Raw genomic sequence first — 21,890 nt, forward strand, 5'->3', positions numbered from 1 at the left:
GAAATCACAGGCCCGCGAACAAGTCGTGTTCACGCCCGTCGGCCCCGACCGGACCGCGCGGACCACGGACCAAGATGAAGTGCTCCTCCGGAAGTACCGGCTGCGCAACATTATTGGACAGCGCGAACTCGCGCCCCGACGGCGCGACCGTCACCTGCGTGGCATGCGCCCGCAATGCCGCCCGCTTAGCTGCCAGCGAATCGGATACGTCGATGGTGGTCGTCACCGTATGACTCGGCACGCTCGCGAGTTCTCCCGCGGCGGGCAACCGCCAGCCGCGCGGCAATGCGCCGGGCAACCCCTCCACGGTCCGCCGCGCCAGCGCCTCGGTGTGCAGGCGCAACATATCGGCGTCGGTGACCGTCCAATAGAACTTCGGGGTGTCCCAGCCCTGCTCGGCCGCCGCGGTCACCGCCGCCGAGGTGACCCAGTGCGCCCGAATATGGTCCGGATGCCCGTAACCGCCGCGTGGGTCATAGCCGATCACCACCTCGGGCCGCAGTTCCAGCACAATCGCGGTCAGTGCCTCCACCGCAGGGGCACCGGAATGCACGAAGGCCCGCGGATTCTCTGCCGCCGCCGTGCCCGCCATACCGGAGTCGCGCCAGCAGCCCGCACCGCCGAGAAACCGCGGCGGTCCGGCCTTCAGCGCGGTCAGCGCCTTGGTGAGCTCCGCGATCCGGTAGCCGCCCAACTGATCGCCCTGCTCGGCGACCAGCTGTGCCCATTCGTCGCCGATCACCTCACCCTCTTCACCGAGGGTGCAGGTCACCACCGTCACCGGTACGCCGCGGCTGCGGTAGTGCGCGATGGTGCCCCCGGTGGTGATGGACTCGTCGTCCGGGTGGGCGTGCACCAGCAGCAGTCCACCGGTCATGGGATCCTGCGCCACATCGCCGCATCACCGAAAATGCCGACCTGAATGGCACCGCTCAACGACGCACCGTCGACGCGCGGGCCGGATGCGGCGACCACATTGTCCTGCACAATCGGCAGCACCGTCGCCAATGCCCACAGCCGCGGCTCGGCATCGGCCAGCGCCCGGCCGACCTCTACACCCCGCAACGATTCGTCGATCAAGGGCTGCAGTCCGGGCTCGCAGACGCCGGACAAATTGCTCGGCGCCTTCTTGGCCGCCTCGATGGCGGTCTGCGAATCCCCGTTGGCGGCACCGGTATCCACTGGCGGACACCCGTAACGCGATGCGAGCACGGTTGCCGGATCAGAACCGGCGACCTCCCAGCCGACGATGGCGTCCACGCCGCTCTCGGTGAGTTCCTTGCCGTAGAGGGTATCGGCCGCGAGACTGCGCACGCTGGCATCGATTCCGGCACTGCGCAATTGGTCGGCGGCGGTATTGGCGACGGCGAGCGCGGTGGCGTCACCGGTTACCGCGCCGATCCGAATCGCAAGTGCCTTACCGTTTTTCGCGACCGAACGGGGCTGCGGTGCGGGTGAGGTCGGCGACTGCACCGGCGGCGTCTCCGGCGCCCGACCGTAACCCGCCTCAGCCAGCATCGCGAACGCCTCCTCGGCAGACGGTCGCGGCGGCGCGGTCGGCGCATATCCGGGATCCGACGGTGTCAGGATCTGCGCGCGCACCGGCTCGACCCAGCCGCCGGTCTGCCCGGCGACGGTGGCCAGCAGCGTCGGGTCGATCAGCGCGGTCACCCCGCGACGCACCCGCGGATCGCCGAGATCGCCACTGCGCCCATTGATTACGAACTGCAGCTCACGCGACTGCGGCATGATCACGGTGCGCACCGACGGGATCGCCGCCAGCTGCGCCTGGGTCGCGACACCACCGTGCACCAGCGCCATCTGCGCGTCACCGGTGCGCAGCGAATCGGCCAGCTGCGCGGGAGTTCCGCCGCGGCGCAACAGAATCTGATCCGGAGCCGCGGGCGTACCCCAGTACCGATCGTTGCGCTCGAGCAGGATCTCGTCGCGTCCGCGGTCGGTCGATTTGATCCGGAAGTTGCCGCCCGACACCTGAACTCCCTCGACCAGACCGGTGGCGAAACCGCCGGGCTGATCCTTGATCAGATGCGAGGGCAGCAGATTCGTGAACAGCTCACGCCAGGCCGGATACGGCTCGGTCATCGTGACGGTGACCGTCTTGCCGCCGCCGGAGGAGCTGATATCGGCAATGTGCCGATAACCCGCCGGATCGACGACACCCGGCTGGCTGATCATCTGCTGCCACAGGAACCGGAAGTCCTCCGCCGCGATCGGCGCGCCATCGGACCAATTCGCCTGGTTGCGCAGCGTATAGGTGATGGTGAACGGCTCCTGCGCGGTCACCTCGGCCGAGACCACCAGCGCGGTATCCGGCACCCATTCGGTGGCCCCGGGCACGCCGGGATGCGGTACCGGCCGGAACGGGCTCGGCAACACCATAGAACTCACCGCGGCGGTGGCCGGTGACTGATCGGAACGCAGGTGCGGATTGAACCCGATGCCGATGTCGTCGATGGCCACCACGACGGTGTTCTTGCCGGGCTTGGCCGGTGTCGTCTTCGGGCTGTCGGTGCTCTCGATCGGCGGTGGCGGATTCGCGGTGCAGCCGGCGAGCACCACGGAGGAGGCCGCCATCATGATCAGCAACGCGCGTCGTATCGCCCCCGAGCTCACGTGCCGCACTCTACTTGCCTTACAGCGCAGCCCGGTCCCGTGCCTTCCGTCGCGACAGTTCGCGCCCCCGCTCGGTGGCGCCGAGGATGACCTTGCGCACCCGCACGATCTCCGGCGTGACCTCGACACATTCGTCGGCGGCACAGAACTCCATCGCCGCCTCCAGGTCGAGCTGCAGCGGCTTGGCGAGTGTCTCCATCACATCGGCGGTGGAGCTGCGCATATTGGTCAGCTTCTTCTCGCGGGTGACATTGATATCGAGATCCTCGGCGCGCGGGTTGATGCCGACGACATGTCCCTCATAGGTGTCCGCACCCGGCTCCACGAAGAACTGACCGCGATCGGCCAGCTGGATCATGGCGAACGGGGTCACCGAGCCCGCGCGGTCGGAGACCAGCGAACCGGTGTGGCGGGCGCGGATCTCACCGGCCCACGGTGCGTAGCCGTGCGAGACGGCGTTGGCGATACCGGTGCCGCGGGTTTCGGTGAGGAAGTCGGTGCGGAAGCCGATCAGGCCGCGCGAGGGAACGATGAACTCCATCCGCACCCAACCGGCGGCGTGGTTGTTCATCTGGACCATCTTGCCCTTGCGGGCGGCCAGCAGCTGGGTGATCGCGCCGAGGTACTCGTCGGGGCAGTCGATGGTCAGCTCTTCGTAGGGCTCGTGCACCTTGCCGTCGACCTGCTTGGTGACCACCTGCGGCTTGCCGACGGTCAACTCGAAGCCCTCGCGGCGCATCTGCTCGACCAGGATGGCCAGCGCCAGCTCACCGCGGCCCTGCACCTCCCAGGCATCCGGGCGGCCGATATCGAGCACGCGCAGCGAGACATTGCCGACCAGTTCGGAGTCCAGGCGCGACTTCACCATGCGTGCGGTCAGCTTGTGGCCCTGCACCCGGCCGACCATCGGTGAGGTGTTGGTGCCGATGGTGACCGAGATGGCGGGCTCGTCGACGGAGATGCGCGGCAGCGCGACAGGATTGTCGATGTCGGCGAGGGTGTCGCCGATCATGATCTCCGGGATGCCCGCGATGGCGACGATGTCACCGGCCTCAGCGACCTCGCCGGGCTGACGCTCGACACCGATGGTCTGCAGCAGTTCGGTGATCTTGACCTGCTTGACGCCGTCGCCGTGCATCCACGAAACGTTCTGGCCCTTGCGCAACTCGCCGCTGTAGATGCGGACCAGCGCGAGGCGACCGAGGAAGGCCGAGGCGTCGAGGTTGGTGACGTGCGCCTGCAGCGGTGCGGTCGGATCGCCCTTGGGCGCCGGGATGTTCTCCAGCAGCACGTCGAACAGGGCGTCCAGGTTCTCCGCGGCAGGCGCGCTGCCATTCTCGGGACGTTCTTTGGATGCCTTGCCCTCACGCCCGGAGGCGTAGAGGACCGGCAGGTCCAGCGCCAGTTCGGCGGCCTCGGCGGCCTCGTCGTCCAGATCGGAGGCCAGGTCGAGCAGCAAGTCGTGGCTCTCCTCGACGACCTCCTCGATGCGGGCGTCGGGCCGGTCGGTCTTGTTCACCACCAGGATGACCGGCAACTTCGCGGCCAGCGCCTTGCGCAGCACGAAGCGGGTCTGCGGCAGCGGTCCCTCGGACGCGTCGACCAGCAGCACGACACCGTCGACCATGGACAGACCGCGCTCGACCTCACCACCGAAGTCGGCGTGGCCGGGGGTGTCGATGACGTTGATCACGGTGACCGAACCGTCCTGGTGATGCCGGTGCACCGCGGTGTTCTTGGCGAGAATGGTGATGCCCTTCTCGCGCTCCAGGTCACCGGAGTCCATCACACGATCGACGAGCTCGGCGCGTTCGGCGAAGGCGCCGGACTGGCGCAGCATGGCGTCGACCAGCGTCGTCTTACCGTGGTCGACGTGGGCCACGATGGCGACGTTGCGAAAATCGCGTGCAGACGACACGCCTCAATCCTCCTGCTGTTGGTATAGATGCCGGCCGACCCCTGCAAATAGGTGGAGAATCGAAACTCACCAGGGCATTGCGGCCAGTTACACAGTACCGGCATCCGAGCGGCCCGCAGACCGCGCACTCCGCTAAGGGTATGCTAACCAATCATGGGCAAGGTCAAGGCGAAGAAGGTTTCTAGCCTCAAACCGAAGAAGAAGTGCTGTCGCAAGAAGACGCGCTGCTTGAAGTGCCCGGTTGTCATCATGCGGATGAAACGCCTGGAAGCGGCCGGTTGCTGCGGTAAGGAACTGAAGAAGGGCCTCAAGAAGGCCCGCGCCGCCTGAGCGACGAATCCGAATTCCCTGATGCCTTTGCGGCCATGGGGGTACAACTCGGGTATGAGCGCTCCCAAACTAACTGAGGCAGAACTCACCGAAGCTTTGACCGAATTGTCGGACTGGACCCGGTCCGGCGACACCATCACCCGCACGATCGAGGCCGCGAGCTTTCCCGCGGGCATCGAACTCGTGCGTCAGGTCGCCGAAGTCGCCGAGAAAGCGAATCATCACCCGGATATCGATATCCGCTGGCGCCGGGTGACCTTCGCCCTCTCGACCCACGACTCGGGCGGACTCACCGCGCTGGACGTGTCGCTGGCTCGCGAGATAGATCGGCTTGCGGCGCAATCCGATTGACCATGCGCCCGGACCAGATCACCCAGCCGTAGAGCACCAGCACACCGAGCACGTCCACGGCGCCGAGCCAGGACAGGACCCCCGGCCGCGAGATGGTCCAGATCGACGGCTGGGCGAACGAGAGCACCCACGGCACGCCGACAAGGGTGGTAACCAACCAATATCCGGCGAGTATCCGAGCGCCGGGGGCCTGTCGCAGCGGCCCGTACAGCAACCACATCACCGTGGGCAGCAGCCACACGAAGTGATGCGACCACGAGATGGGCGAAACCATCAGCCCGAACAGCTGCACGATGATCAGGGTGCCCAACCGATCGTCGGGACCCAGTGCGCGCCAAGCGAAGAAGGCCAGGACGGCTACGACGACAACAGCCGCCAGCCACCACGGCCCGGATTGAACGTCATGGCCGAGCAGACGGCTCAGCGCACCGCGTAGCGACTGATTCCAGACCGAGCCCACCGGACCGATCCGATCCGCGTCACCGAGCAGCGTGCCGAAGTACCGCTTGGCCTCCTTATGGTTGATCAGGAAGCTGACCCCGACCGTCGCACCGAAAACCACCGCCGACCACACCGCGGTCCCCCACCGCCGCCGCGCCACGAAGTACAGCCCCGAAATCGCCGGTGTCAGTTTGATTCCCGCGATCACACCGATCAGGCCGCCGGACAGCCACCATCGCGAACTGCGCACCGCGAGCATGGCCCCGAGCACCAGGAAGACATTGACCTGGCCGTAGTCGATGGTGGTCCGCACCGGCTCCATCCAGATGCCGATCGCGGTCCACCAGACCGCGGCGGTGCGCCACCGCGGCTCGCGCATCCGCTCCGCGCCGAGGATCAATTCGAAGGCGATCCACACCACTACACACAGCGCGACGGCAATGGCCAGCAGCCAGAGCACCGCGATCACGGTGAACGGAAAATAGTGCAGCGGGAAGAAGACCAGCGCCGCGAACGGCGGATAGGTGAACGGCAGCGGGAAGTCCGGGGTCTTCTCGGCGTAGGTGAAGTCGTAGAGGCGGTCGGTGAGCAGGGCCGCCGAACCGTCGACATAGACGTGCAGATCGACGAGATTCATGCCGTTCTTCGTCAGCAGCATCCACAGCAGCCTGGCCAACACGGACAGACCGAGCACCGGCACAGCCAATCGGAGACTTCGGTTCAATTCGCAGGCTTTCGAGTCGGTTCCGGGAAGGCTGCGACTAGCCTAACCGGCGCCGTGAGAGATCCCATCAATCCCCTGGACCCACCCCGGGATGCGCGTCGAACCTGGAGAAGGTATCTTGCGTACCGCAACCGCCGATTATCACTGATAACATTTGCATCACCTTTCACTCTGGTAACAGCGGAAAAGCGATAGCGTCTGATAACACTGATCGTCCACAACAGAAGTAGGGGCACGGCGGCTGTACAACACGGCGGTCATGTCCCTAGAGTGACCCCGAAACGATGGCTTTTTGCATCGCTCCTGTGATGTACCCGAGGTTAAGGACGGCTAGACCAGTGCTTCGCACCCGAGGATCGCGGATCGCCTTGTCCGCGCTCGCCATCGCAGCGAGCGCGTCGCTCGTTGCGCCGTCGACGGCAGTCGCGGCACCGGCCCCCGCGCCCGTTGCACCGAGGAACACCATTCCGATGGTTCCCGAGGGCGTCCCGATCGATACACTCGCCTCGCTGGCCCCGGCCATCGTCGGCGCCATCGCCGGACCCGCCGATGCCAAGCCCATCGCGGATGCCCCGAAGAACGCCATCCTCGACCAGGTCCGGGCGCTGCTCAACGCGCTGAACCTGCCGCCGCAGATCAAGTCCACGCTGGAACGGATCATCACCTTCCTGGACGGCAGCGGTGGCGGCGGCCCGGAGGTCCCGCAGGGCGGCCCGGCCATCTCCCAGTTCCTCTACCCGACCATCGGCAAGGGCTGCATCGCTGCCGGTGCCGATTCGATCGGCACCGCATTGGCTGTCCCCGGCCCGGCCGAGCTGCCGCCGCCGGGACCGCAGGCCGGTCAGACCGGATTCGTATTCACCGCACTCGGCACCAAGTCGCCGACGCCGGAGCAGAATCCCCCGATGACGGTCCAGTGGCTGAATCTCGACACCCGTCAGTCCGGCGTCCAGGCGCTGACCGACGAGGCGCATATCAACCCGGACGGCCCGGCCACACTTTCGGCGATCGTCAACACCGGCTCGGGCCGGGTCGTCGCGGTCGTCGGCGGTTCGCTGACCACCAAGGCCGATGACGCCGATCCGCGGACCTGCTCGTTCCTGCCGACGCTCGGCTTCTTCACCGTCGCCTAGCTGATGCTTTCGAAGCCCGGTGCCCCCTGAGGGGGCACCGGGCTTCGCTCTTTGTCGACACACGTGGTGCGAATCGCCGCGATAGCGCGCCGTCATGAAGGGACTGTGGTAGACCGAAGTCATGGCGACTGTCGATGATTCGCTTCGGTCCGGTCCCTCGATCCATCCGGGTCATTCGATCCGGAGCAGGCGTTCGCGTCGATCGATCCTGTCTTTCCGTTCGGAAGGCTCGATTCTGTCCATCGGTTCGGCCTACTCGATCCTCTCGATCGGCAGCGTGGGCTCGATACTGTCCATCGGGGCCGTCGGATCCTTCGGCTCGGTGATCTCGTCCTTCTCCATCGGCAGCCTCGGCTCCGCCTTCTCCGGCATCTCCCGCTGGTCACTGTTCTCCTGGCGCGGCGACCACGAGGCACCCGACAACCGGCCCATGCTCCGCGTGGTTCCCGACGACGAACCCGAACTTCGCCTGGCGCCCACCTGCCATTGCCAGACCTGACGCACCGTCACCACTGGCCGTATTCGGCGGCGAGGATGTTGTTGACATCGACGCCGATGCCGTCGATGGCGCGTTTGTCGATCTCGATCTGGTGTAGATGCGCGGACGGGTGTACGAACCCCTTGGGCGTGCCCCAATTGTGCTGCCAGTACCAGGAACCCAGGCCCGCGGCGCGTGCCAGTTCGATGGTCGGCGCATTGGCGTAGATGCCGACGTTCTGTTTGCCGAGCACCGACTCCCAGCCGAGGATGTACGGCGCGATCATGGTCGCGAAATCGGCCGCGGTCGGATTGTCGTCGATGGAGGCGTAGATCGGCCTGTTCTCCGGACCGCCCGCGGCCAGATGCAGTTCCAGGCCGCGATCGGCATGCTTCTTGCCCGCCTCCAGGCCACCACGCCAGTCGGCGGTCGAGCCCTTGCCGAACTGGTAGTTCGACACGATCGTCAGCCCGGCGGCGTGCAGTTGATCGACCTCCTTGGCGCGCAATGGCTTCCCCTCCATCCATTCGGCGCCCGGACGACGATCGGAGACGTAACGGATGACGCCGAGGTGACCGTCATCCAGGATCGCGCCGGCGGACGGAACACCGCCCGCGTAGTCGACGAGGGTGCCGAGCACACCGGCCGCCGAAGCACGGGGCGCGGCGACTCCGACGGCGGCGGCCGCGGCGGTGTAGGCGAACAGTTGGCGGCGAGACACAGAGATGGAACGCATCGCAGGACTCCTTCGCGCAAACCCGACATGGACAGGTAGCGTGCCCGGCGCACCTTCCCCAAGGTTCATTCGCGCGCCGGGAGCCTCGAACGTGTACTTATTTCACCATATTCACACTGGAACCGCCAGACCCACTGGAAACAGGAATCACACTTGCCACACTGGTCAAGGGCTGGTTCTAGGCGATGCTGTCGAGCCGCTCCGCGACATCGATCGTGCGACCCGAACTGTCGCTGAGTTCCTCGCGCACCACCCTGGCCACCTGCGCGACGACCTGCTTCTTGATACCGGCCAGCACACCGAGCGTCGCCGCCCGCACCCCGCGCGCCTTGAACTCCAGCCGCAGGTCATCGGCCGCGGGCGGCGGCACATCGATGACGATCAGCAGCGGATCGGCGGCCCGCGCGGTCAGCACCAGTGGAATCTCGACATCGGCGCGATACTGGTTGGCCTTGAGCACATCGACGGTGATATCCAGGCTCACCGGAAGTGTCAGATCGAAGGAGACCGGCTCGTCCGAGCGATCCGTCAGCTGCGGCGTTCGGACATTGCCCTGCACAGTGACGGTCGCGGAGTCGCGCGGTCCAGCGCGCAGTGGCCCGACCTCGATGGGACGGCCCGCCATCCGCTCGACGAATTCGAAGACCCGATCGCGGGTCACGATGCGGGAGAAGAACTGATGTCCGAATTCGTCGTAGCCGATCCAGTCGAATTCGGCCTGATCGACGTGCTCGGAACGGACGCCGTTGATGATGGCCTCGACGTCGAAGGCCCGGCCGCGCCGCGCCTGCGGTTCGGCGAGCATCGCATTCACCCGATTGGCGACCTCGCGCTGCACCACCCCGGCGATCGGATCGAGCAACCACTCCCAGGCCGAATCGATGGCCTGGGCGCGCAGCACGAAGCTGACATCACGCGAGGTGATCGGCGGGATATCGATGACGATGAGCAGCGGATCCGCGGTGCGCGCATGCAGCGTGAGATCGATTTCGGCGACCGCCTCCAGCCGCATTTTCCGCCCGCCGAGCAGCACCTTCACCGACATCGTCAGCGGCACGGTCACCTCGAAGGTGACATGCGGTCCGTTGCGCAGAATGACCGGCTTGCCCACCTTGCCCTCGGCCATGAATCCGGCCAAGCCCACTGGTCCGAGGGAGAACGGACCGATTGCGATGCCGTGGTCGGTCATCGCGGAGACGGCGGCCTCGATCCGTTCGGCCGTCACCGCGTGGGTGACGAACCGTTCCCCGAAGTCGGCGTAGTCGATCCACACGGGATCGTCGGTCTTTTCCTCGATTGGCAGCATCAGAGTTTCCGAAACCCTAACCTCTCAACGGACAACCGACACGGTACGCGACGCAGATTTCGGCGAGGTCGGGCCGGCATCCCCCACCAAGAGGTCCCTGTCCTGCTGATGAGGGGGTAGCAGGACAGGGACCGAAAGACGGCGCTGCCGGGCGCCGCCTAGTCAATGGTAAGTGCTAGCGGAGGACCCGCCGGCAATGCATAGCCACTAGAAAGACCGGCTGAGTACCAACCCTATTCACAAACGACCGAATCCCACCACCCCCGGCACCTCCAGCAGTGCGAAACGATGGATCGCGACCTCGCCGAATTCATTGCCGCCGATGGTCGTCACGGTCCCGTTCGCGGCCGTGAGCACGAAATTCGTGTGCTGGTTGAAGGGGCTTCCCTCGGCATAGAGCAACACGTCACCGGTGCGCGGCTGATATCCCGAACGGGCCGGCGCGAAGCGGCCCGCACCCTGGTAGTACTCCTGCAGCGTGTACACACCCGGAATCCGCCACGATCCGGAGTTCGGATTGGCCAGCGGCGCGCCCGCCTCGCGCAGCACCCAGCTGACGAAGTCGGCGCACCACGATTCGCCGGAACCTTCGCTGTACTTCGGACCGTCGCCCTGCGCCTTGAATTCCCGTTCGAGAGCCGCGACGATCCGCCCCTGCGTGGGGTCCAGCCCGGACCTGTCGATCGTTGGAAATGCGGTCAGGCGGTCACCGGCGAGTGCGGGTTGCGCGCGATCCTGCCACCAGCGCACCCCGACCACACCTGCCGCGACCAGCGCAACCACCACCAGGCCCAGCACCGGCCACCGATACCGTCGCCGATCGGCCACCTCTCGCTCCGACATACTCCCCCTCCAAGCGTTCGACTCCTGATCATTAGGACGAACGGGCCCGCCCCGCGGTTCCCGCGGATGTGGTTTCAACTGGATGGGTGCGGGGCAGCCTCTCGAAGGCAAGGTGGCCGTTGGTAATTGCCGCCCGCGCGAATTTCGTCCCGGTCGAGCGGCAGGCGCGATAGTCTCCGAGGACACCGGGCGACGGGGAGGTACGGCCCTGGACACATTGTGGACATTCGTGGTGCATCGGCGCGCGCAGCTGGTCACCGATTCGTATTTGCATGTCTCGGCCGTGGTGCAGTCGATACTGCTCGCGACGGTCGTTGCCGTGCTGATCGGCATCCTGGTCTACCGCAGCCCTTTCGGATCCTCGGTGGCGACGGCGCTGGCCAGCGCCATCCTCACCGTTCCGTCGTTCGCGCTGCTCGGGCTGCTGATTCCGTTCCTCGGACTTGGTGTCGGACCGACGATTACGGCGCTGGTGCTCTATGCCCTGCTGCCGATTCTGCGCAACACCATCATCGGGTTGGCCTCGGTGGATCCGGCGATCGTGGACGCCGCGCGCGGGGTCGGCATGAATCGGCTCCGTGTACTCGCGCGCATCGAATTACCGCTGGCCTGGCCATCGATCCTGACCGGGATGCGGGTCAGCACCCAGATGATCATGGGCATTCTGGCCATTGCCGCCTATGCCAAGGGACCCGGACTCGGCAATCTGATCTTCTCCGGCCTGGCCCGGCTCGGTAGTCCGAATGCGGTGCCGCAGGCTCTGGTCGGGACGATCCTGATCGTCGTACTCGCGCTGATCCTCGATGGGATCTTCGTCATCGTCGGGCGACTCACCACCTCGAGGGGACTACGTGACTGATACCGAAATCCGCGGCGACAGTACGGCATCGGCGGTATCCGGCGTCGAGATCGTGCTCGACGAGGTCACCAAACACTATCCGGGCCAACGTGATCCGGCCGTCGACCGGGTTTCGCTGACCATCCCGGCAGGCGAAATCGTCGTCCTGGTCGGGCCGTCCGGCTGCGGTAAGACCACCACCATGCGGATGATCAACCGCCTCATCGAGCCGACCTCGGGCACCATCACGATCGGCGGACGCAATGTCACCGGCGTGAATCCGGACCAATTACGCAGGGGCATCGGCTATTCCATCCAGCAGGCCGGATTGTTCCCGCACCTGACGGTCGCGAAAAACGTTGCGACGGTGCCGGGCCTGATCGGCTGGGACCGCAAGAAGGTCGCCGCACGGACCGACGAAATGCTCGAGCTGGTCGGCCTCGATCCCGATACCTACCGCCACCGCTATCCCAGGCAGCTCTCGGGCGGTCAGCAGCAGCGCGTCGGAGTGGCCCGCGCGTTGGCGGCCGATCCGCCGGTGCTGCTGATGGACGAGCCGTTCGGCGCGGTCGATCCGATCACCCGCGGCCTGCTGCAGGACGAGCTGCTGCGCCTGCAATCCGAACTGGGTAAAACCATCGTGTTCGTCACCCATGATTTCAACGAGGCGGTGAAGCTGGGCGATCGAATCGCGGTGCTAGGCAATCAATCCCGGATTCTGCAGTACGACACCCCGGCGGCGATCCTGGCCGATCCCGCGGATGAGACCGTGGCCGGGTTCGTCGGCGCGGATGCCTCGCTCAAGCAGCTCACCCTCACCCGGGTCCGCGATGTCGAGCTCGGCAGCTGCCCGACGGCCCCCGAGTCCGATTCGGTCGACAGCCTCCGCGCCGCGCTGGCCGGACGGGATTGGCCATGGGCGCTGATTCTCGACGCGCAGCAGCGGCCGTTGCGTTGGGTGTCGAGTGAGCAACTGGCACAGGCGAATTCGTTGCGCGATGTCGGCTCGTCGGTCGGTGAGCAGCTGTCACTGCAATCGACACTGCAGGATGCGTTGGAGGCCTTGCTCGCCGAACAGACCGCCACCGCGGTCGTCACCGGTCGGCGCGGTGAATACGCCGGATTGATCACAATCGACACGCTCGTCGGCCATCTGTCGGCCATGCGCGCCACGCATGCGGGCGCCGAGACGGATGCGACGACATGACCACGGCGACCACCGCACCGGCCACCGCATCGCCGACGACACTGCGTCGGGCCGAACGCATTCGGCTGCTGGTCCAACCGGCGCTCGTGCTCGTACTCACCGCGGGTGTGCTGGTGTGGGCATTCCGGCGCGATCTCACCGTCACCCAGCAGGCCAGTATCAGCGTATCCAATATCGCGACCGTCACCTGGCAGCATGTGCTGATCACCGCGACGGTCGTGGTGATCGTCGTCGCGGTGGCGGTACCGCTGGGCACACTGCTCACCAGGCCCGGATATCGCCGTCTGGCACCGCTTTTCGTGGGTATCGCCAATATCGGCGCTGCCGCACCCGCGATCGGCCTGATCGTGCTGTTCTACCTCGCCACCCGCACCACCGGGTTCTGGATCGGCGTCGCGCCGATCGCCTTCTATTCGCTGCTTCCGGTGCTGCGCAATACGATCCTGGGCTACCAGCAGGTGGATCCCGCGGTCATCGATGCTGGACGTGGCCAGGGCATGTCGGCGCTGACGGTATTGCGCCGCATCGAATTTCCGCTCGCCGTCCCCTATATCCTTGCCGGGCTGCGCACCTCGCTGGTACTCGCGGTCGGGACCGCGACGCTATCTTTCCTGGTGAGCGCGGGTGGTCTCGGCATTCTGATCGATACCGGGTACAAGCTGCGCGATAACGTCACGCTGGTGGTCGGGGCCGTCCTCGCGGTCGCGCTGGCACTGCTCGTCGACTGGCTCGGTGCGTTGGCCGAACAGTACCTAGGGCCGAGGGGGTTGAAGTGAGGGCGTGGGTGCTGGGCCTTGCGGCCGTATTCGTATTGAGCGCCTGCGGATTACAGTCCGGGAGCGCGGTGCCGCTGCGGGTGGGTCCCGGCAGTATTCGTCCCGTGCCCGAGCTCGACGGTGTGTCGATTACGGTGGGCTCCAAGGACTTCACCGAGCAGAACATCCTGGGATATCTCATCGAATTCGCCCTGTCCGCGGCGGGCGCGCAGGTCCGGGATCTGACGAATATCCAGGGCTCCAACAGTGTTCGCGATGCCCAACTACACGGTCAGATCGATATCTCCTACGAATACACCGGCACCGGGTGGATCAACTATCTCGGCAACGAGACACCGGTTCCGGATGAAGTCGGACAGTTCGAGGCGGTTCGCGACGCAGACCTGGCCGCGCACGGCATCGTGTGGACGGATATGGCGCCCATGAACAACACCTACGCGCTGGTGATGAGCGCCGATACCGCGAAAGAGACAGGTGTCGTCACGCTGTCCGATTATGCCCGGCTGATCGCCACCGATCCGGCCGCCGCCGCGACGTGCGTCGGCACCGAATTCAATGTGCGCCAAGACGGTTATCCCGGAATGGCGCGCAAGTACGGGATCGATGTCGGCAAGGTGCACAAGCAGATCGTGCAGGATGCGGTGGTCTATCAGGCCACCGCCGATGCCGAGCAGTGCCGGTTCGGCTCGGTCGCCGCTACCGACGGCCGGATTCCGGCGCTCGGGCTCATCCTGCTGAAAGACGATCTGGGCTTCTTCCCGAAATACAATGCGGCGCTGGTGATGCGGAAGTCCTTTGCGCACGCGCATCCACAGGTCGCCGACATCATGGCGCCGATATCGAAGAAGCTGACCAATGAGGCGATCACCGAATTGAATCGCCAGGTCGACGTGGATGGCCGCGAACCCGCTGAGGTAGCGCGGGATTGGATGGTGGCGGAAGGGTTCGTCACTGCTCGCTGAATGGGTCTGAGCGTGCACTTCGCACGCTCAGACCCCCGCCCGAATCAGGCCTGCGGGTCGCGCCCCAGGTAGCGCAGCAGCTCGGCGACCACCGTGTCATCCGCCGCGCCGTCGACGATCGCGGCGTACGCACCCCACTGACGCAGCGGCTCAACGATTTCCGCCTCCGGACCGCCGCCGGGCGCCGGGTTCATGGTCCGCGCCGCGGTGAGCAGGTGACCGGCGAGTTCGTCGTTCAACGGGGACGGCTGTCCGGTCGCGATCGCGATATCCCAGGCGTGCACGGCCGCGTCCAAGGCGCACATGACCGCGGCGACGGGGGTCGGCAGGGCGCCGTGCGGCAGCGGGGTGGGTACGGTCTCGGTCTCGTCGGTGACGGTGGCCCAGGCGGTCGCGGTCTGCTCGACCGCATCGCGGACCAACTCGGCGGCCGTGCCGTCGATGGCGCCGGACGGTGCGAAGGGGTTGTAGGTGGGGCCGATTCCGATACCGAGCGCCTTGGCGAAGGCGAGCTGATCGCCCGCGGCGTGCTGAATCACCTGCGTGACATCCCATTCCGAGCACGGGGTCGCCAACTGCCACTGGTCGTCGCCGATACCCGCGACCACTTCGGTCAGTGCGCGGTAGGAGGTGGCGAGGACATCGCGCCAGACGGGGCGCAGGGTCACGGTGGCGTCGGCGGCAGTGGTGATGTTCATGGCTGGCCTTTCTTTTTCCTTCTTGCTGATGTCACCAAGCCTATGAGGCCATTAGGCTAGTTTCGTTCCTAATACATCGGCTTCATCCAAAAAGATTTCCGGAGGCGACGGTGGCGGCCACCACAACGCGCGTTCTACGTCTGCTCTCGCTGCTGCAAGACCGCGCGCATACCGGCCGTGAACTGGCCGAACGGCTCGACATCACGGACCGGACGCTGCGCAACGACATCCAGCGACTGCGCGAACTCGGCTATCCGGTGCACGCCGAGCGGGGTGCGATCGGCGGTTACCGACTCGGCCGCGGTAGCACCATGCCGCCGCTGCTGCTCGACGACGATGAGACTGTCGCGGTGGCCGTGGCCATCGGCCTGGCCGAGGACGGCTCCACCGGCATCGCCGATATCACCGAGAACGCGGCCCGGGCACTGGCCAAACTCGAACAGATCCTGCCGAAACGCCTGCAGCGCAAGGTGACCGCGCTGCGCAACGCCACCGCCGTCGGACCGGCGACCACCGGCTCACGTGAACCGGATGCCCCGGTCCCGGCCGCGATACTGACCACGCTTGCGAGCGCCATCCGCGATGGCGCCACCGTGCACATCGGCCTGGATCCAGACGCGGACAACGAAATCGAGCCCTATCGGCTGATCAACTGGCAGCGCCGCTGGTATCTGGTCGCCTATGACCTCGAAACCCATTCCTGGCGTGCGATTCCCGTCGCCCAGGTACAGCGCGCCGTCACTGGGTCGCGCCGCTTCGCCGCACGGTCACTGCCCGACGACGATCTGGTGGCCTTCGTCATGCGCCATATCGCCAGCACGGGCTGGAAGGTGCATGCCCGGGTGACGGTCCTGGTGCCCGCCGAGACGGTGATCGCCCGCATCAACCCGGCCGTCGGCGTGGTCGAGGCCGTCGACGCCGATACCTGCATCCTGCTGACCGGCGCGGATGCCCTGGAAACCATTGCCATCTACCTGAGCATGCTGATGATGGACTTCCGGGTCGACGGCCCACCGGAACTGGTTGCGCACCTGCGCACCCTCGCGCGGCGTTATACCGAGTCCGTCGAACTGGCACCGTAGCGTTATCCAACGTCGCGGCAAGGCTTTCGGTCGAAGTTAGGTTGGAACGGGTATGTGAACGGGGGGATCAACTCTTGATCCCGAGGATCAGGAGGCATAGCACCATGGCGGATACCCGCCCTTCGATCGCCCGCTATCTGTGGGAACGCCGGGAAGCCGCTGGACTGACCCAGGCCGCGATGGCCGTGGCCACCGGATTCCCGCAGACGGTGATCGAGGATTTCGAACAGGGGGTGGTCGCGCCGACTTCGGCGACGCTGGGCCGATTGTTCGATGCGCTGGGTGTACCGGTGTTCTTCCGCGACCACATCGTGAGTCTCACGCAGGCGAGCCAGTTTCCGGAGACCTTCGGACCGGCGCCTAGCGTCCCGCTGCCCACCGATCTGCGCACTTTGCGCAGCATTGCCCAGCCCGCCTGGTTCCAGATCGTGCCCACCTTCGATCTGGTCGCCGCGAACTCCGCTTACCTGCGGCTATTTCCCGGGCTCGAGCCCGGCGACAATATCCTCGAGTGGACGATGCTGAATCCGGCGGCCAGACAGGCCGTGCACGAGTGGCACAAGGAAGCGCATCTGATGGTCTACGCGCTGCGGATGATGGCGCCTGGCCTGGTGCCGCAGGAGCGGCTGGACAAGATCATCTCCGCCTGCCGGTCGGCACCGGAGTGGGAGCAACTGTGGCTCACCGATGTCGCACCGGCCGATATCGCCAGGCAGTGGATCCACGTGCGCGATCCGGCGCGTCGCGAACTGCGCCGAATGACATTGAACGTCTTCATGTCCGAATTCCCGCGGCGGCCGTGGTGGATGTACACCCTGGTGCCGATCGACTGAACCGCCGGCCATCGAACGACAACGGGGCCGATCCTCGCCGTTGAGGATCGGCCCGGTGGCCGTTCGGGCTCGTGCCCCGATGATCAGGCGTGCCCGGTCTTATCGGCGGCATCGGCTGCCTTGCGCATCGGAATGACCAGCGTGAGCACGATGGCGACCAGGGCTGCGGCCGTGGCGATCAGGAAGGTGGTGTGGAAGCCGTCGCGTGAGGGCAGTACGTACGAGCCGAGCTGCATCGTCATGTGGGCGAGCACCACGCTCATCACCGCCGCTGAGGTCGACGTACCGATCGAGCGCATCAGCGAATTGAGGCCGTTGGCCGCGGCAGTCTCCGTGAGCGGCACCGCGCCCATGATCAGCGCGGGCATCGCGGCATAGGCCAGACCGACACCGCCGGCGACGATCATCGCCGAGATCATGAGCTCCCAGACGCTGTTCATCAGCACCACGGCACACAGATAACCGACCGCGATCACCGCCGAGCCGAGCGCCAGCGTGACCTTCGGGCCGCGCGCCGCCGACAGCCGCGCCGACACCGGCGACAGCAGGATCATCACGAATCCCGTTGGGGCCAGCGCCAATCCGGCATTGACCATGGACAGACCGAAGCCGTATCCGGTCTGCTCCGGCGCCATCATCAGCTGCGGGAAGGTCAGCGACATGCCGTAGAGCGCGAACCCGACCGCGATGGAAGCGAGGTTGGTGAACAGTACGCGCGGCCGCGCCGAGACCCGCAGGTCGACCAGCGGCGAGCGCTGCTTCAGTTCGAAGTAGCCCCAGATCAGGAATGTCACCAGCGAGAGCGCGAACAGGCCGAGCGTGGTCGCACTGCCCCAACCCCAGTCCGCACCCTTGGTGATCGGAATCAGCAAGGCCAGCAACGCAATCGACAGTCCGACCGCACCACCGAAATCGAAACGCGCGGGTGTGCGCACCGGCGATTCCGGTACGAAGACGAAAACCAGTGCGGCACAGATGACTCCGAGCCCGGCCGCGGTCCAGAACAGCATGTGCCAGTCCGCATTCTGCGCGATCGCCGCCGCCAGCGGCAGGCCGAGCGCACCGCCGACACCGAGTGTGGCACTCATGATCGCCATCGCGGAACCCACCTTCTCGGCGGGCAATTCGTCACGCATGATGCTGATGCCGAGCGGGATCGCGCCGACCGCCGCACCCTGCAGCGAGCGCCCGATAATTTCGGGCGCCAGCGCGGAGGACAGCGCGCACACCACCGAACCGGCGACCAGCGACACCAGATTGGCGAACAGCACCCGGCGCTTGCCGAACATATCGCCGAGTCGGCCACTGATCGGGGTGGCGACGGCACCGGCCAGCAGGGCCGCCGTGATCACCCAGGACGCATTGGACGCCGAGGTGTCCAGCAGCGTCGGCAGCGTGGGAATGATCGGAATGACCAGCGTCTGCATCAGTGATACGACGACACCGATCATGCCGAGGGTCGCGATGAGTAGGCCGGATGCGGGACGGCGCCGGGCGTCGTCTTCGGTGACGGTCGAAGACGCGTCGGCTGCAACAGACATGAATATGTACGGTACACATCCTATGTATCGTGCACAATTTGCAATCGACGTGATTCAGCCGACATAGTGTGGGCCATGCCCGAATCAGGTCCCGAGAATGACGATGAACTCACCCGCCTCGTCTTCGAGTTGACCCTGCTCTCCCGGCACTTCCCGGCCTCGCTGTTGCGTCGGCCCGGCTTCCAGCTCGACCGGTCGGCGTATCTGATCCTGACCAGACTGGAGATGGACTTCCCACTCAGCCTGCGCGAGCTGTCGGAGGCCTTCCAGCTCGATATCTCCACCATCAACCGGCAGGTCGCCGCGATGCTGAAGCAGGGCTTGGTCGAGCGCGTCCCCGATCCGGACGGCGGCATTGCCCGCAAGATCCGGGCCAGCGCCAAGGGCCTGGAATTGGTGACCGCCGATCGCGAGCAGAGTCAGGAGGGCATCGGCGCGGTCGTCGCCGACTGGACGGCCGCCGATATCACGCAGTTGAGCGGGCTCATCTCTCGGTTCAATATGTCGATAGAGCATCTCGAGGAGAATCCGTGGCCGCGTCCGCCCGCTCGGTAAACCACCGAGTGGCGCGGCACCCGGGGCGTCGGGCAATATCGCTGCGGTGAGGTTCGGGTTCGGGGTGGTCGCGGCGTCACTGTTCGTGGCGTCGCCACTCGCCGTCGGCTGCGGACTCGATACCGAGGCCGACGAATGGAACGGCTGGACAGTGACGGTGTACTACACGGCGGTCGAGTCCTATCACTCCGGATCGCTCGAAACCGTACGCGGCTGCGGCGATCTCGAATGCACCGACGCCAATGTCGAAATAGGCTCGCTGCCAGAGGATTTCATCGACGTGGTCCGCGATGAGGGCACCGGCCGGATCACCAGCGGCGGGCACGCTGGGCAATATCTGAACTGGTCCTACGATGTCGGCTTCTGGCTCGACACCGAACCGCGGGACACCCGGGGCGAGGCGCTGCATCCGTTCGAGAGTGCGGCCGCCGATGGCATCGAGCCGGGAACTCGATTGCGGCTCACCGGTTGCGGGAACGCAAGGCCCGACAGCGTATGCGGCAGATTCAGTGCGGCAACCTGGACGATCGGCGACGAATTCACGCCGGGACTCGGCGGCCCGCGGCATCTGGACCTTTACATCGGCGAGGAAACTTCCGAAAGTTTCACTGAGGGACCGGATTTCGTTACCTTCACCGGGGCGACACTCGAACCCGTCGAGCCCTGACCCCCTTCGAAATACACGCCGGGCGTAATGCCGTAGCAGCGCCGGAACCAGCGGGTCAGATGGGCTTGATCGGCGAATCCGGCATCGATCGCCGCCTGGCTGATCGGTCGGCCGGCGGCGATCAATCTGCGCGCCGTGCGCAGCCGCAGCAGTCGTTGGTAATCGCTCGGTGCCAGACCGTAATTGGTGCGGAAGGCGCGATACAGGGCGAATCGGCTGCATTCCGCGGCTTCGGCCAGATCGTCCATGGAGATGGGGTCGAGATAGCGATCGTGCAGTACCGCCCGGACCCGCCGTGCGATATCGGCTGCCGAACCAGCCTGTACCACAGCGGTTCTCATCGGCGTCCGGGTTCCGCGCTGCACCAGCGCCGCGACCGACGCGGCCAATGCCTCGTCGGCGGCGAGTTCGGTGGCGGGGCCGATCAGACTCGCACAAAGCCTGCGTAGAGCCGATGAGAGCATCGGATCTCGGAGCACCGGGTCGGCGAACAACGGCAGACCGGTCGCGCGGCCCGCGCGGTCGGCCAGCAGATCGGTGATCAACTCGGACCCGATATGCGCGATCCAATAGGTGAATCCGAGTTCGGTCGTGCTGTGTCCGTCGTGCGGCTCGTCCGGATTGAAGGCCATCACCATGCCCGCCGCGCTGGTGCGCGTGGCGCCGCGGCAGTCGAAGGTCTGCGCGCCGAATTCGGTCAGTCCGAACGAGTACGTCTCGTGACTGTGCAGGTCGTAGACGTGCCGTTCGAAATGCGCGTGCATGACCTCGACCGGGCGGTCCGCCATTCGCCGGTAGTCGACCCATTCACGCTCGGTCACCGGTCCATTGTCACCGCACCAGCGTTCAATACTCGGGCGCGGCCCCCGCCGATGATCGACCTGTGCGTATCCGATTGCTATTGGTCCTGGTCATGGCGTTGTGGGGCAGTGCGTTCGCCTCCTCGAAACTTGCGGTGAACGAGGTGCCGCATGCGGTTGCCGGATTTCTGCGATTTCTGATCGGCACGGTTGTGCTGCTCATCGTGCTGCGCGCGCCGCGACTGCCCGCCGCCGATGCCGCTCGCGCGGCCGGGCTCGGGTTGGTCGGGATATTCGGCTATAACTTTCTGTTCTTTCTCGGGCTTGCCCTGGCCCCCGCGGCGGACGGCAGCGTGATCGTCCCGATGGCCGCACCGATTTTCACGGTGGTCGTGACGGCGTTGGTCAGCCGTACGCGGTTGTCTCGCATCCGAATGGTGGGGCTGACCGTGGCGATCGCCGGTGCGGGCGTGTTCTTTCTCGGCATCCCCGCGACCGGAACCCATCGGCTGCTCGGCGATCTCGTTTTCCTTGCGGCGGCGGCCTGCTGGGCGAGTTACACGATGCTCGGAGCGCCGCTGTTGTCTCGGCTGTCCGCCCCTACCGTTACCGTGTACGCCACCGCTGCGGGCACGCTCGCGCTCGGGCTCATCGCCGCTCCTGAACTTTCCGACGTTCGGTGGTCCGAGCTGGACCTCGGATTCTGGCTCAATCAGGCCTATCTCGGCGCGCTGCCCACCGCCCTCGCATATGTCCTCTACTACCGCGCGGTGAGTCAGGTCGGACCGGCGACCGCGGCGGCGGCGATGTTCCTCGTGCCCGCCTTCGGTCTCAGCTGCGCGTGGATGCTGCTCGGAGAGTCCATCTCGCCGACGCAGGCCCTCGGGGCCGCAATGATGTTCGTCGGCGCCTGGCTGAATAGTCGCCGCGGCGCGCCGCGCGAAACGACGCCCGCGCCGGAGGCGGTCGACGTCCGTTCCTGAGGTTTGGATGGCCGTCGGCGAGGCATTACCTGCATGACACGACCGTCTGAGCTA

23 protein-coding genes are annotated in these 21,890 nt (G+C 65.9%); 13 read left to right on the plus strand and 10 right to left on the minus strand.

The window, feature by feature from the left end; translation table 11 throughout:
- Positions 1-4: 4 nt before the first annotated feature.
- The 3 genes from mshB to typA are packed head-to-tail and all read right to left on the minus strand — an operon-like array spanning position 5 to position 4,552.
- The gene (mshB, locus tag ACZ60G_RS01810) at positions 5-877 is read right to left on the minus strand and encodes an N-acetyl-1-D-myo-inositol-2-amino-2-deoxy-alpha-D-glucopyranoside deacetylase (RefSeq protein WP_465806356.1); all 873 of its coding nucleotides are present in this window, start codon (positions 875-877) and stop codon (positions 5-7) included.
- Positions 874-2,643, minus strand: a complete 1,770-nt coding sequence (locus ACZ60G_RS01815) for an ABC transporter family substrate-binding protein (RefSeq protein WP_465806358.1) — start codon at positions 2,641-2,643, stop codon at positions 874-876. The genes mshB and ACZ60G_RS01815 overlap by 4 nt, the downstream gene beginning before the upstream one ends.
- A gap of 10 nt (positions 2,644-2,653) precedes the next feature.
- The gene (gene typA / locus ACZ60G_RS01820; RefSeq protein WP_465806360.1) at positions 2,654-4,552 is read right to left on the minus strand and encodes a translational GTPase TypA; all 1,899 of its coding nucleotides are present in this window, start codon (positions 4,550-4,552) and stop codon (positions 2,654-2,656) included.
- A gap of 153 nt (positions 4,553-4,705) precedes the next feature.
- Between typA and ACZ60G_RS01825 the strand changes: the two genes are divergently transcribed.
- On the plus strand, positions 4,706-4,882 hold the full coding sequence (locus ACZ60G_RS01825; protein ID WP_085998628.1) for a hypothetical protein: 177 nt from the start codon (positions 4,706-4,708) through the stop codon (positions 4,880-4,882).
- Positions 4,883-4,936: 54 nt separating this feature from the next.
- A complete protein-coding gene (locus ACZ60G_RS01830) occupies positions 4,937-5,233 on the plus strand; it encodes a 4a-hydroxytetrahydrobiopterin dehydratase (RefSeq protein WP_465806362.1) in 297 nt (98 codons plus the stop codon).
- Here ACZ60G_RS01830 and ACZ60G_RS01835 read toward each other — a convergent pair.
- Positions 5,172-6,398: a mannosyltransferase gene (locus ACZ60G_RS01835; protein WP_465806363.1), complete on the minus strand. Its 1,227-nt coding sequence runs from the start codon at positions 6,396-6,398 to the stop codon at positions 5,172-5,174. The two genes, ACZ60G_RS01830 and ACZ60G_RS01835, sit on opposite strands and share 62 nt — an antisense overlap.
- Positions 6,399-6,736: 338 nt before the next feature.
- Between ACZ60G_RS01835 and ACZ60G_RS01840 the strand changes: the two genes are divergently transcribed.
- Both ACZ60G_RS01840 and ACZ60G_RS01845 read left to right on the plus strand, forming a co-directional pair.
- The gene (locus ACZ60G_RS01840; RefSeq protein WP_465806365.1) at positions 6,737-7,531 is read left to right on the plus strand and encodes an Rv1157c family protein; all 795 of its coding nucleotides are present in this window, start codon (positions 6,737-6,739) and stop codon (positions 7,529-7,531) included.
- Positions 7,532-7,652: 121 nt separating this feature from the next.
- Complete coding sequence (locus tag ACZ60G_RS01845) at positions 7,653-8,030, plus strand: hypothetical protein (protein WP_465806366.1); 378 nt, start codon at positions 7,653-7,655, stop codon at positions 8,028-8,030.
- Between the two features lie 7 nt (positions 8,031-8,037).
- Here the strand turns inward: ACZ60G_RS01845 and ACZ60G_RS01850 are convergent, their stop codons facing one another.
- The 3 genes from ACZ60G_RS01850 to ACZ60G_RS01860 all read right to left on the minus strand — a co-directional run bounded on the left by ACZ60G_RS01850 (position 8,038) and on the right by ACZ60G_RS01860 (position 10,894).
- Positions 8,038-8,745 carry a DUF1906 domain-containing protein gene (locus ACZ60G_RS01850; RefSeq protein ID WP_465806368.1) on the minus strand — a complete coding sequence of 236 codons (708 nt, stop codon included), beginning with the start codon at positions 8,743-8,745 and terminating at the stop codon, positions 8,038-8,040.
- Between the two features lie 178 nt (positions 8,746-8,923).
- Positions 8,924-10,051, minus strand: coding sequence for a hypothetical protein (locus ACZ60G_RS01855; RefSeq protein WP_465806369.1), 1,128 nt, complete (start codon positions 10,049-10,051; stop codon positions 8,924-8,926).
- A gap of 237 nt (positions 10,052-10,288) precedes the next feature.
- Positions 10,289-10,894: a CHAP domain-containing protein gene (locus ACZ60G_RS01860; RefSeq protein WP_465806371.1), complete on the minus strand. Its 606-nt coding sequence runs from the start codon at positions 10,892-10,894 to the stop codon at positions 10,289-10,291.
- Positions 10,895-11,102: 208 nt separating this feature from the next.
- On the opposite strand from ACZ60G_RS01860, the gene ACZ60G_RS01865 reads away from it, so the two are divergent.
- From ACZ60G_RS01865 to ACZ60G_RS01880, 4 genes are read left to right on the plus strand one after another with little or no spacing between them, the layout of a single operon-like run.
- Positions 11,103-11,753: an ABC transporter permease gene (locus ACZ60G_RS01865; protein ID WP_465806749.1), complete on the plus strand. Its 651-nt coding sequence runs from the start codon at positions 11,103-11,105 to the stop codon at positions 11,751-11,753.
- On the plus strand, positions 11,746-12,939 hold the full coding sequence (locus ACZ60G_RS01870; RefSeq protein WP_465806373.1) for an ABC transporter ATP-binding protein: 1,194 nt from the start codon (positions 11,746-11,748) through the stop codon (positions 12,937-12,939). The genes ACZ60G_RS01865 and ACZ60G_RS01870 overlap by 8 nt, the downstream gene beginning before the upstream one ends.
- Positions 12,936-13,715: an ABC transporter permease gene (locus ACZ60G_RS01875; protein ID WP_465806375.1), complete on the plus strand. Its 780-nt coding sequence runs from the start codon at positions 12,936-12,938 to the stop codon at positions 13,713-13,715. The genes ACZ60G_RS01870 and ACZ60G_RS01875 overlap by 4 nt, the downstream gene beginning before the upstream one ends.
- The gene (locus ACZ60G_RS01880) at positions 13,712-14,677 is read left to right on the plus strand and encodes a glycine betaine ABC transporter substrate-binding protein (protein ID WP_465806377.1); all 966 of its coding nucleotides are present in this window, start codon (positions 13,712-13,714) and stop codon (positions 14,675-14,677) included. The genes ACZ60G_RS01875 and ACZ60G_RS01880 overlap by 4 nt, the downstream gene beginning before the upstream one ends.
- A 44-nt stretch (positions 14,678-14,721) precedes the next feature.
- Here the strand turns inward: ACZ60G_RS01880 and ACZ60G_RS01885 are convergent, their stop codons facing one another.
- Entirely contained in the window at positions 14,722-15,375 is a 654-nt protein-coding gene (locus ACZ60G_RS01885) for a TIGR03086 family metal-binding protein (RefSeq protein ID WP_465806379.1), read from the minus strand.
- Positions 15,376-15,485: 110 nt separating this feature from the next.
- Here ACZ60G_RS01885 and ACZ60G_RS01890 point away from each other — a divergent pair, with 110 nt between their 5' ends.
- Together ACZ60G_RS01890 and ACZ60G_RS01895 are read left to right on the plus strand one after the other, a co-directional pair.
- A complete protein-coding gene (locus ACZ60G_RS01890) occupies positions 15,486-16,457 on the plus strand; it encodes a helix-turn-helix transcriptional regulator (protein WP_465806381.1) in 972 nt (323 codons plus the stop codon).
- Positions 16,458-16,561: 104 nt separating this feature from the next.
- Positions 16,562-17,290 (plus strand): helix-turn-helix domain-containing protein, encoded by a 729-nt coding sequence (locus ACZ60G_RS01895; protein ID WP_465806383.1) that lies wholly within the window; start codon positions 16,562-16,564, stop codon positions 17,288-17,290.
- Positions 17,291-17,373: 83 nt separating this feature from the next.
- Here the strand turns inward: ACZ60G_RS01895 and ACZ60G_RS01900 are convergent, their stop codons facing one another.
- Positions 17,374-18,831 carry an MFS transporter gene (locus ACZ60G_RS01900; protein ID WP_465806384.1) on the minus strand — a complete coding sequence of 486 codons (1,458 nt, stop codon included), beginning with the start codon at positions 18,829-18,831 and terminating at the stop codon, positions 17,374-17,376.
- A 75-nt stretch (positions 18,832-18,906) separates the two neighbouring features.
- Here ACZ60G_RS01900 and ACZ60G_RS01905 point away from each other — a divergent pair, with 75 nt between their 5' ends.
- Positions 18,907-19,386: a MarR family winged helix-turn-helix transcriptional regulator gene (locus ACZ60G_RS01905; protein ID WP_465806386.1), complete on the plus strand. Its 480-nt coding sequence runs from the start codon at positions 18,907-18,909 to the stop codon at positions 19,384-19,386.
- A 46-nt stretch (positions 19,387-19,432) separates the two neighbouring features.
- Positions 19,433-20,053: a hypothetical protein gene (locus ACZ60G_RS01910; protein WP_465806387.1), complete on the plus strand. Its 621-nt coding sequence runs from the start codon at positions 19,433-19,435 to the stop codon at positions 20,051-20,053.
- Here the strand turns inward: ACZ60G_RS01910 and ACZ60G_RS01915 are convergent.
- Positions 19,963-20,874, minus strand: coding sequence for an AraC family transcriptional regulator (locus ACZ60G_RS01915; protein WP_465806389.1), 912 nt, complete (start codon positions 20,872-20,874; stop codon positions 19,963-19,965). The genes ACZ60G_RS01910 and ACZ60G_RS01915 overlap by 91 nt on opposite strands.
- Before the next feature lie 62 nt (positions 20,875-20,936).
- Between ACZ60G_RS01915 and ACZ60G_RS01920 the strand changes: the two genes are divergently transcribed.
- Entirely contained in the window at positions 20,937-21,836 is a 900-nt protein-coding gene (locus ACZ60G_RS01920; RefSeq protein ID WP_465806390.1) for a DMT family transporter, read from the plus strand.
- The last annotated feature ends 54 nt before the right edge of the window (positions 21,837-21,890 follow it).

The organism is Nocardia sp. NPDC102475, from assembly GCF_055584605.1.

Bases quoted from the DNA above. Each gene is read 5' to 3' on its own strand.
- mshB (WP_465806356.1), bottom strand. From the start codon at position 877: ATGACCGGTGGACTGCTGCTGGTGCACGCCCACCCGGACGACGAGTCC.
- ACZ60G_RS01825 (WP_085998628.1), top strand. From the start codon at position 4,706: ATGGGCAAGGTCAAGGCGAAGAAGGTTTCTAGCCTCAAACCGAAGAAG.
- ACZ60G_RS01830 (WP_465806362.1), top strand. From the start codon at position 4,937: ATGAGCGCTCCCAAACTAACTGAGGCAGAACTCACCGAAGCTTTGACC.
- ACZ60G_RS01845 (WP_465806366.1), top strand. From the start codon at position 7,653: ATGGCGACTGTCGATGATTCGCTTCGGTCCGGTCCCTCGATCCATCCG.
- ACZ60G_RS01850 (WP_465806368.1), bottom strand. From the start codon at position 8,745: ATGCGTTCCATCTCTGTGTCTCGCCGCCAACTGTTCGCCTACACCGCC.
- ACZ60G_RS01855 (WP_465806369.1), bottom strand. From the start codon at position 10,051: ATGCTGCCAATCGAGGAAAAGACCGACGATCCCGTGTGGATCGACTAC.
- ACZ60G_RS01860 (WP_465806371.1), bottom strand. From the start codon at position 10,894: ATGTCGGAGCGAGAGGTGGCCGATCGGCGACGGTATCGGTGGCCGGTG.
- ACZ60G_RS01875 (WP_465806375.1), top strand. From the start codon at position 12,936: ATGACCACGGCGACCACCGCACCGGCCACCGCATCGCCGACGACACTG.
- ACZ60G_RS01885 (WP_465806379.1), bottom strand. From the start codon at position 15,375: ATGAACATCACCACTGCCGCCGACGCCACCGTGACCCTGCGCCCCGTC.
- ACZ60G_RS01895 (WP_465806383.1), top strand. From the start codon at position 16,562: ATGGCGGATACCCGCCCTTCGATCGCCCGCTATCTGTGGGAACGCCGG.
- ACZ60G_RS01900 (WP_465806384.1), bottom strand. From the start codon at position 18,831: ATGTCTGTTGCAGCCGACGCGTCTTCGACCGTCACCGAAGACGACGCC.
- ACZ60G_RS01905 (WP_465806386.1), top strand. From the start codon at position 18,907: ATGCCCGAATCAGGTCCCGAGAATGACGATGAACTCACCCGCCTCGTC.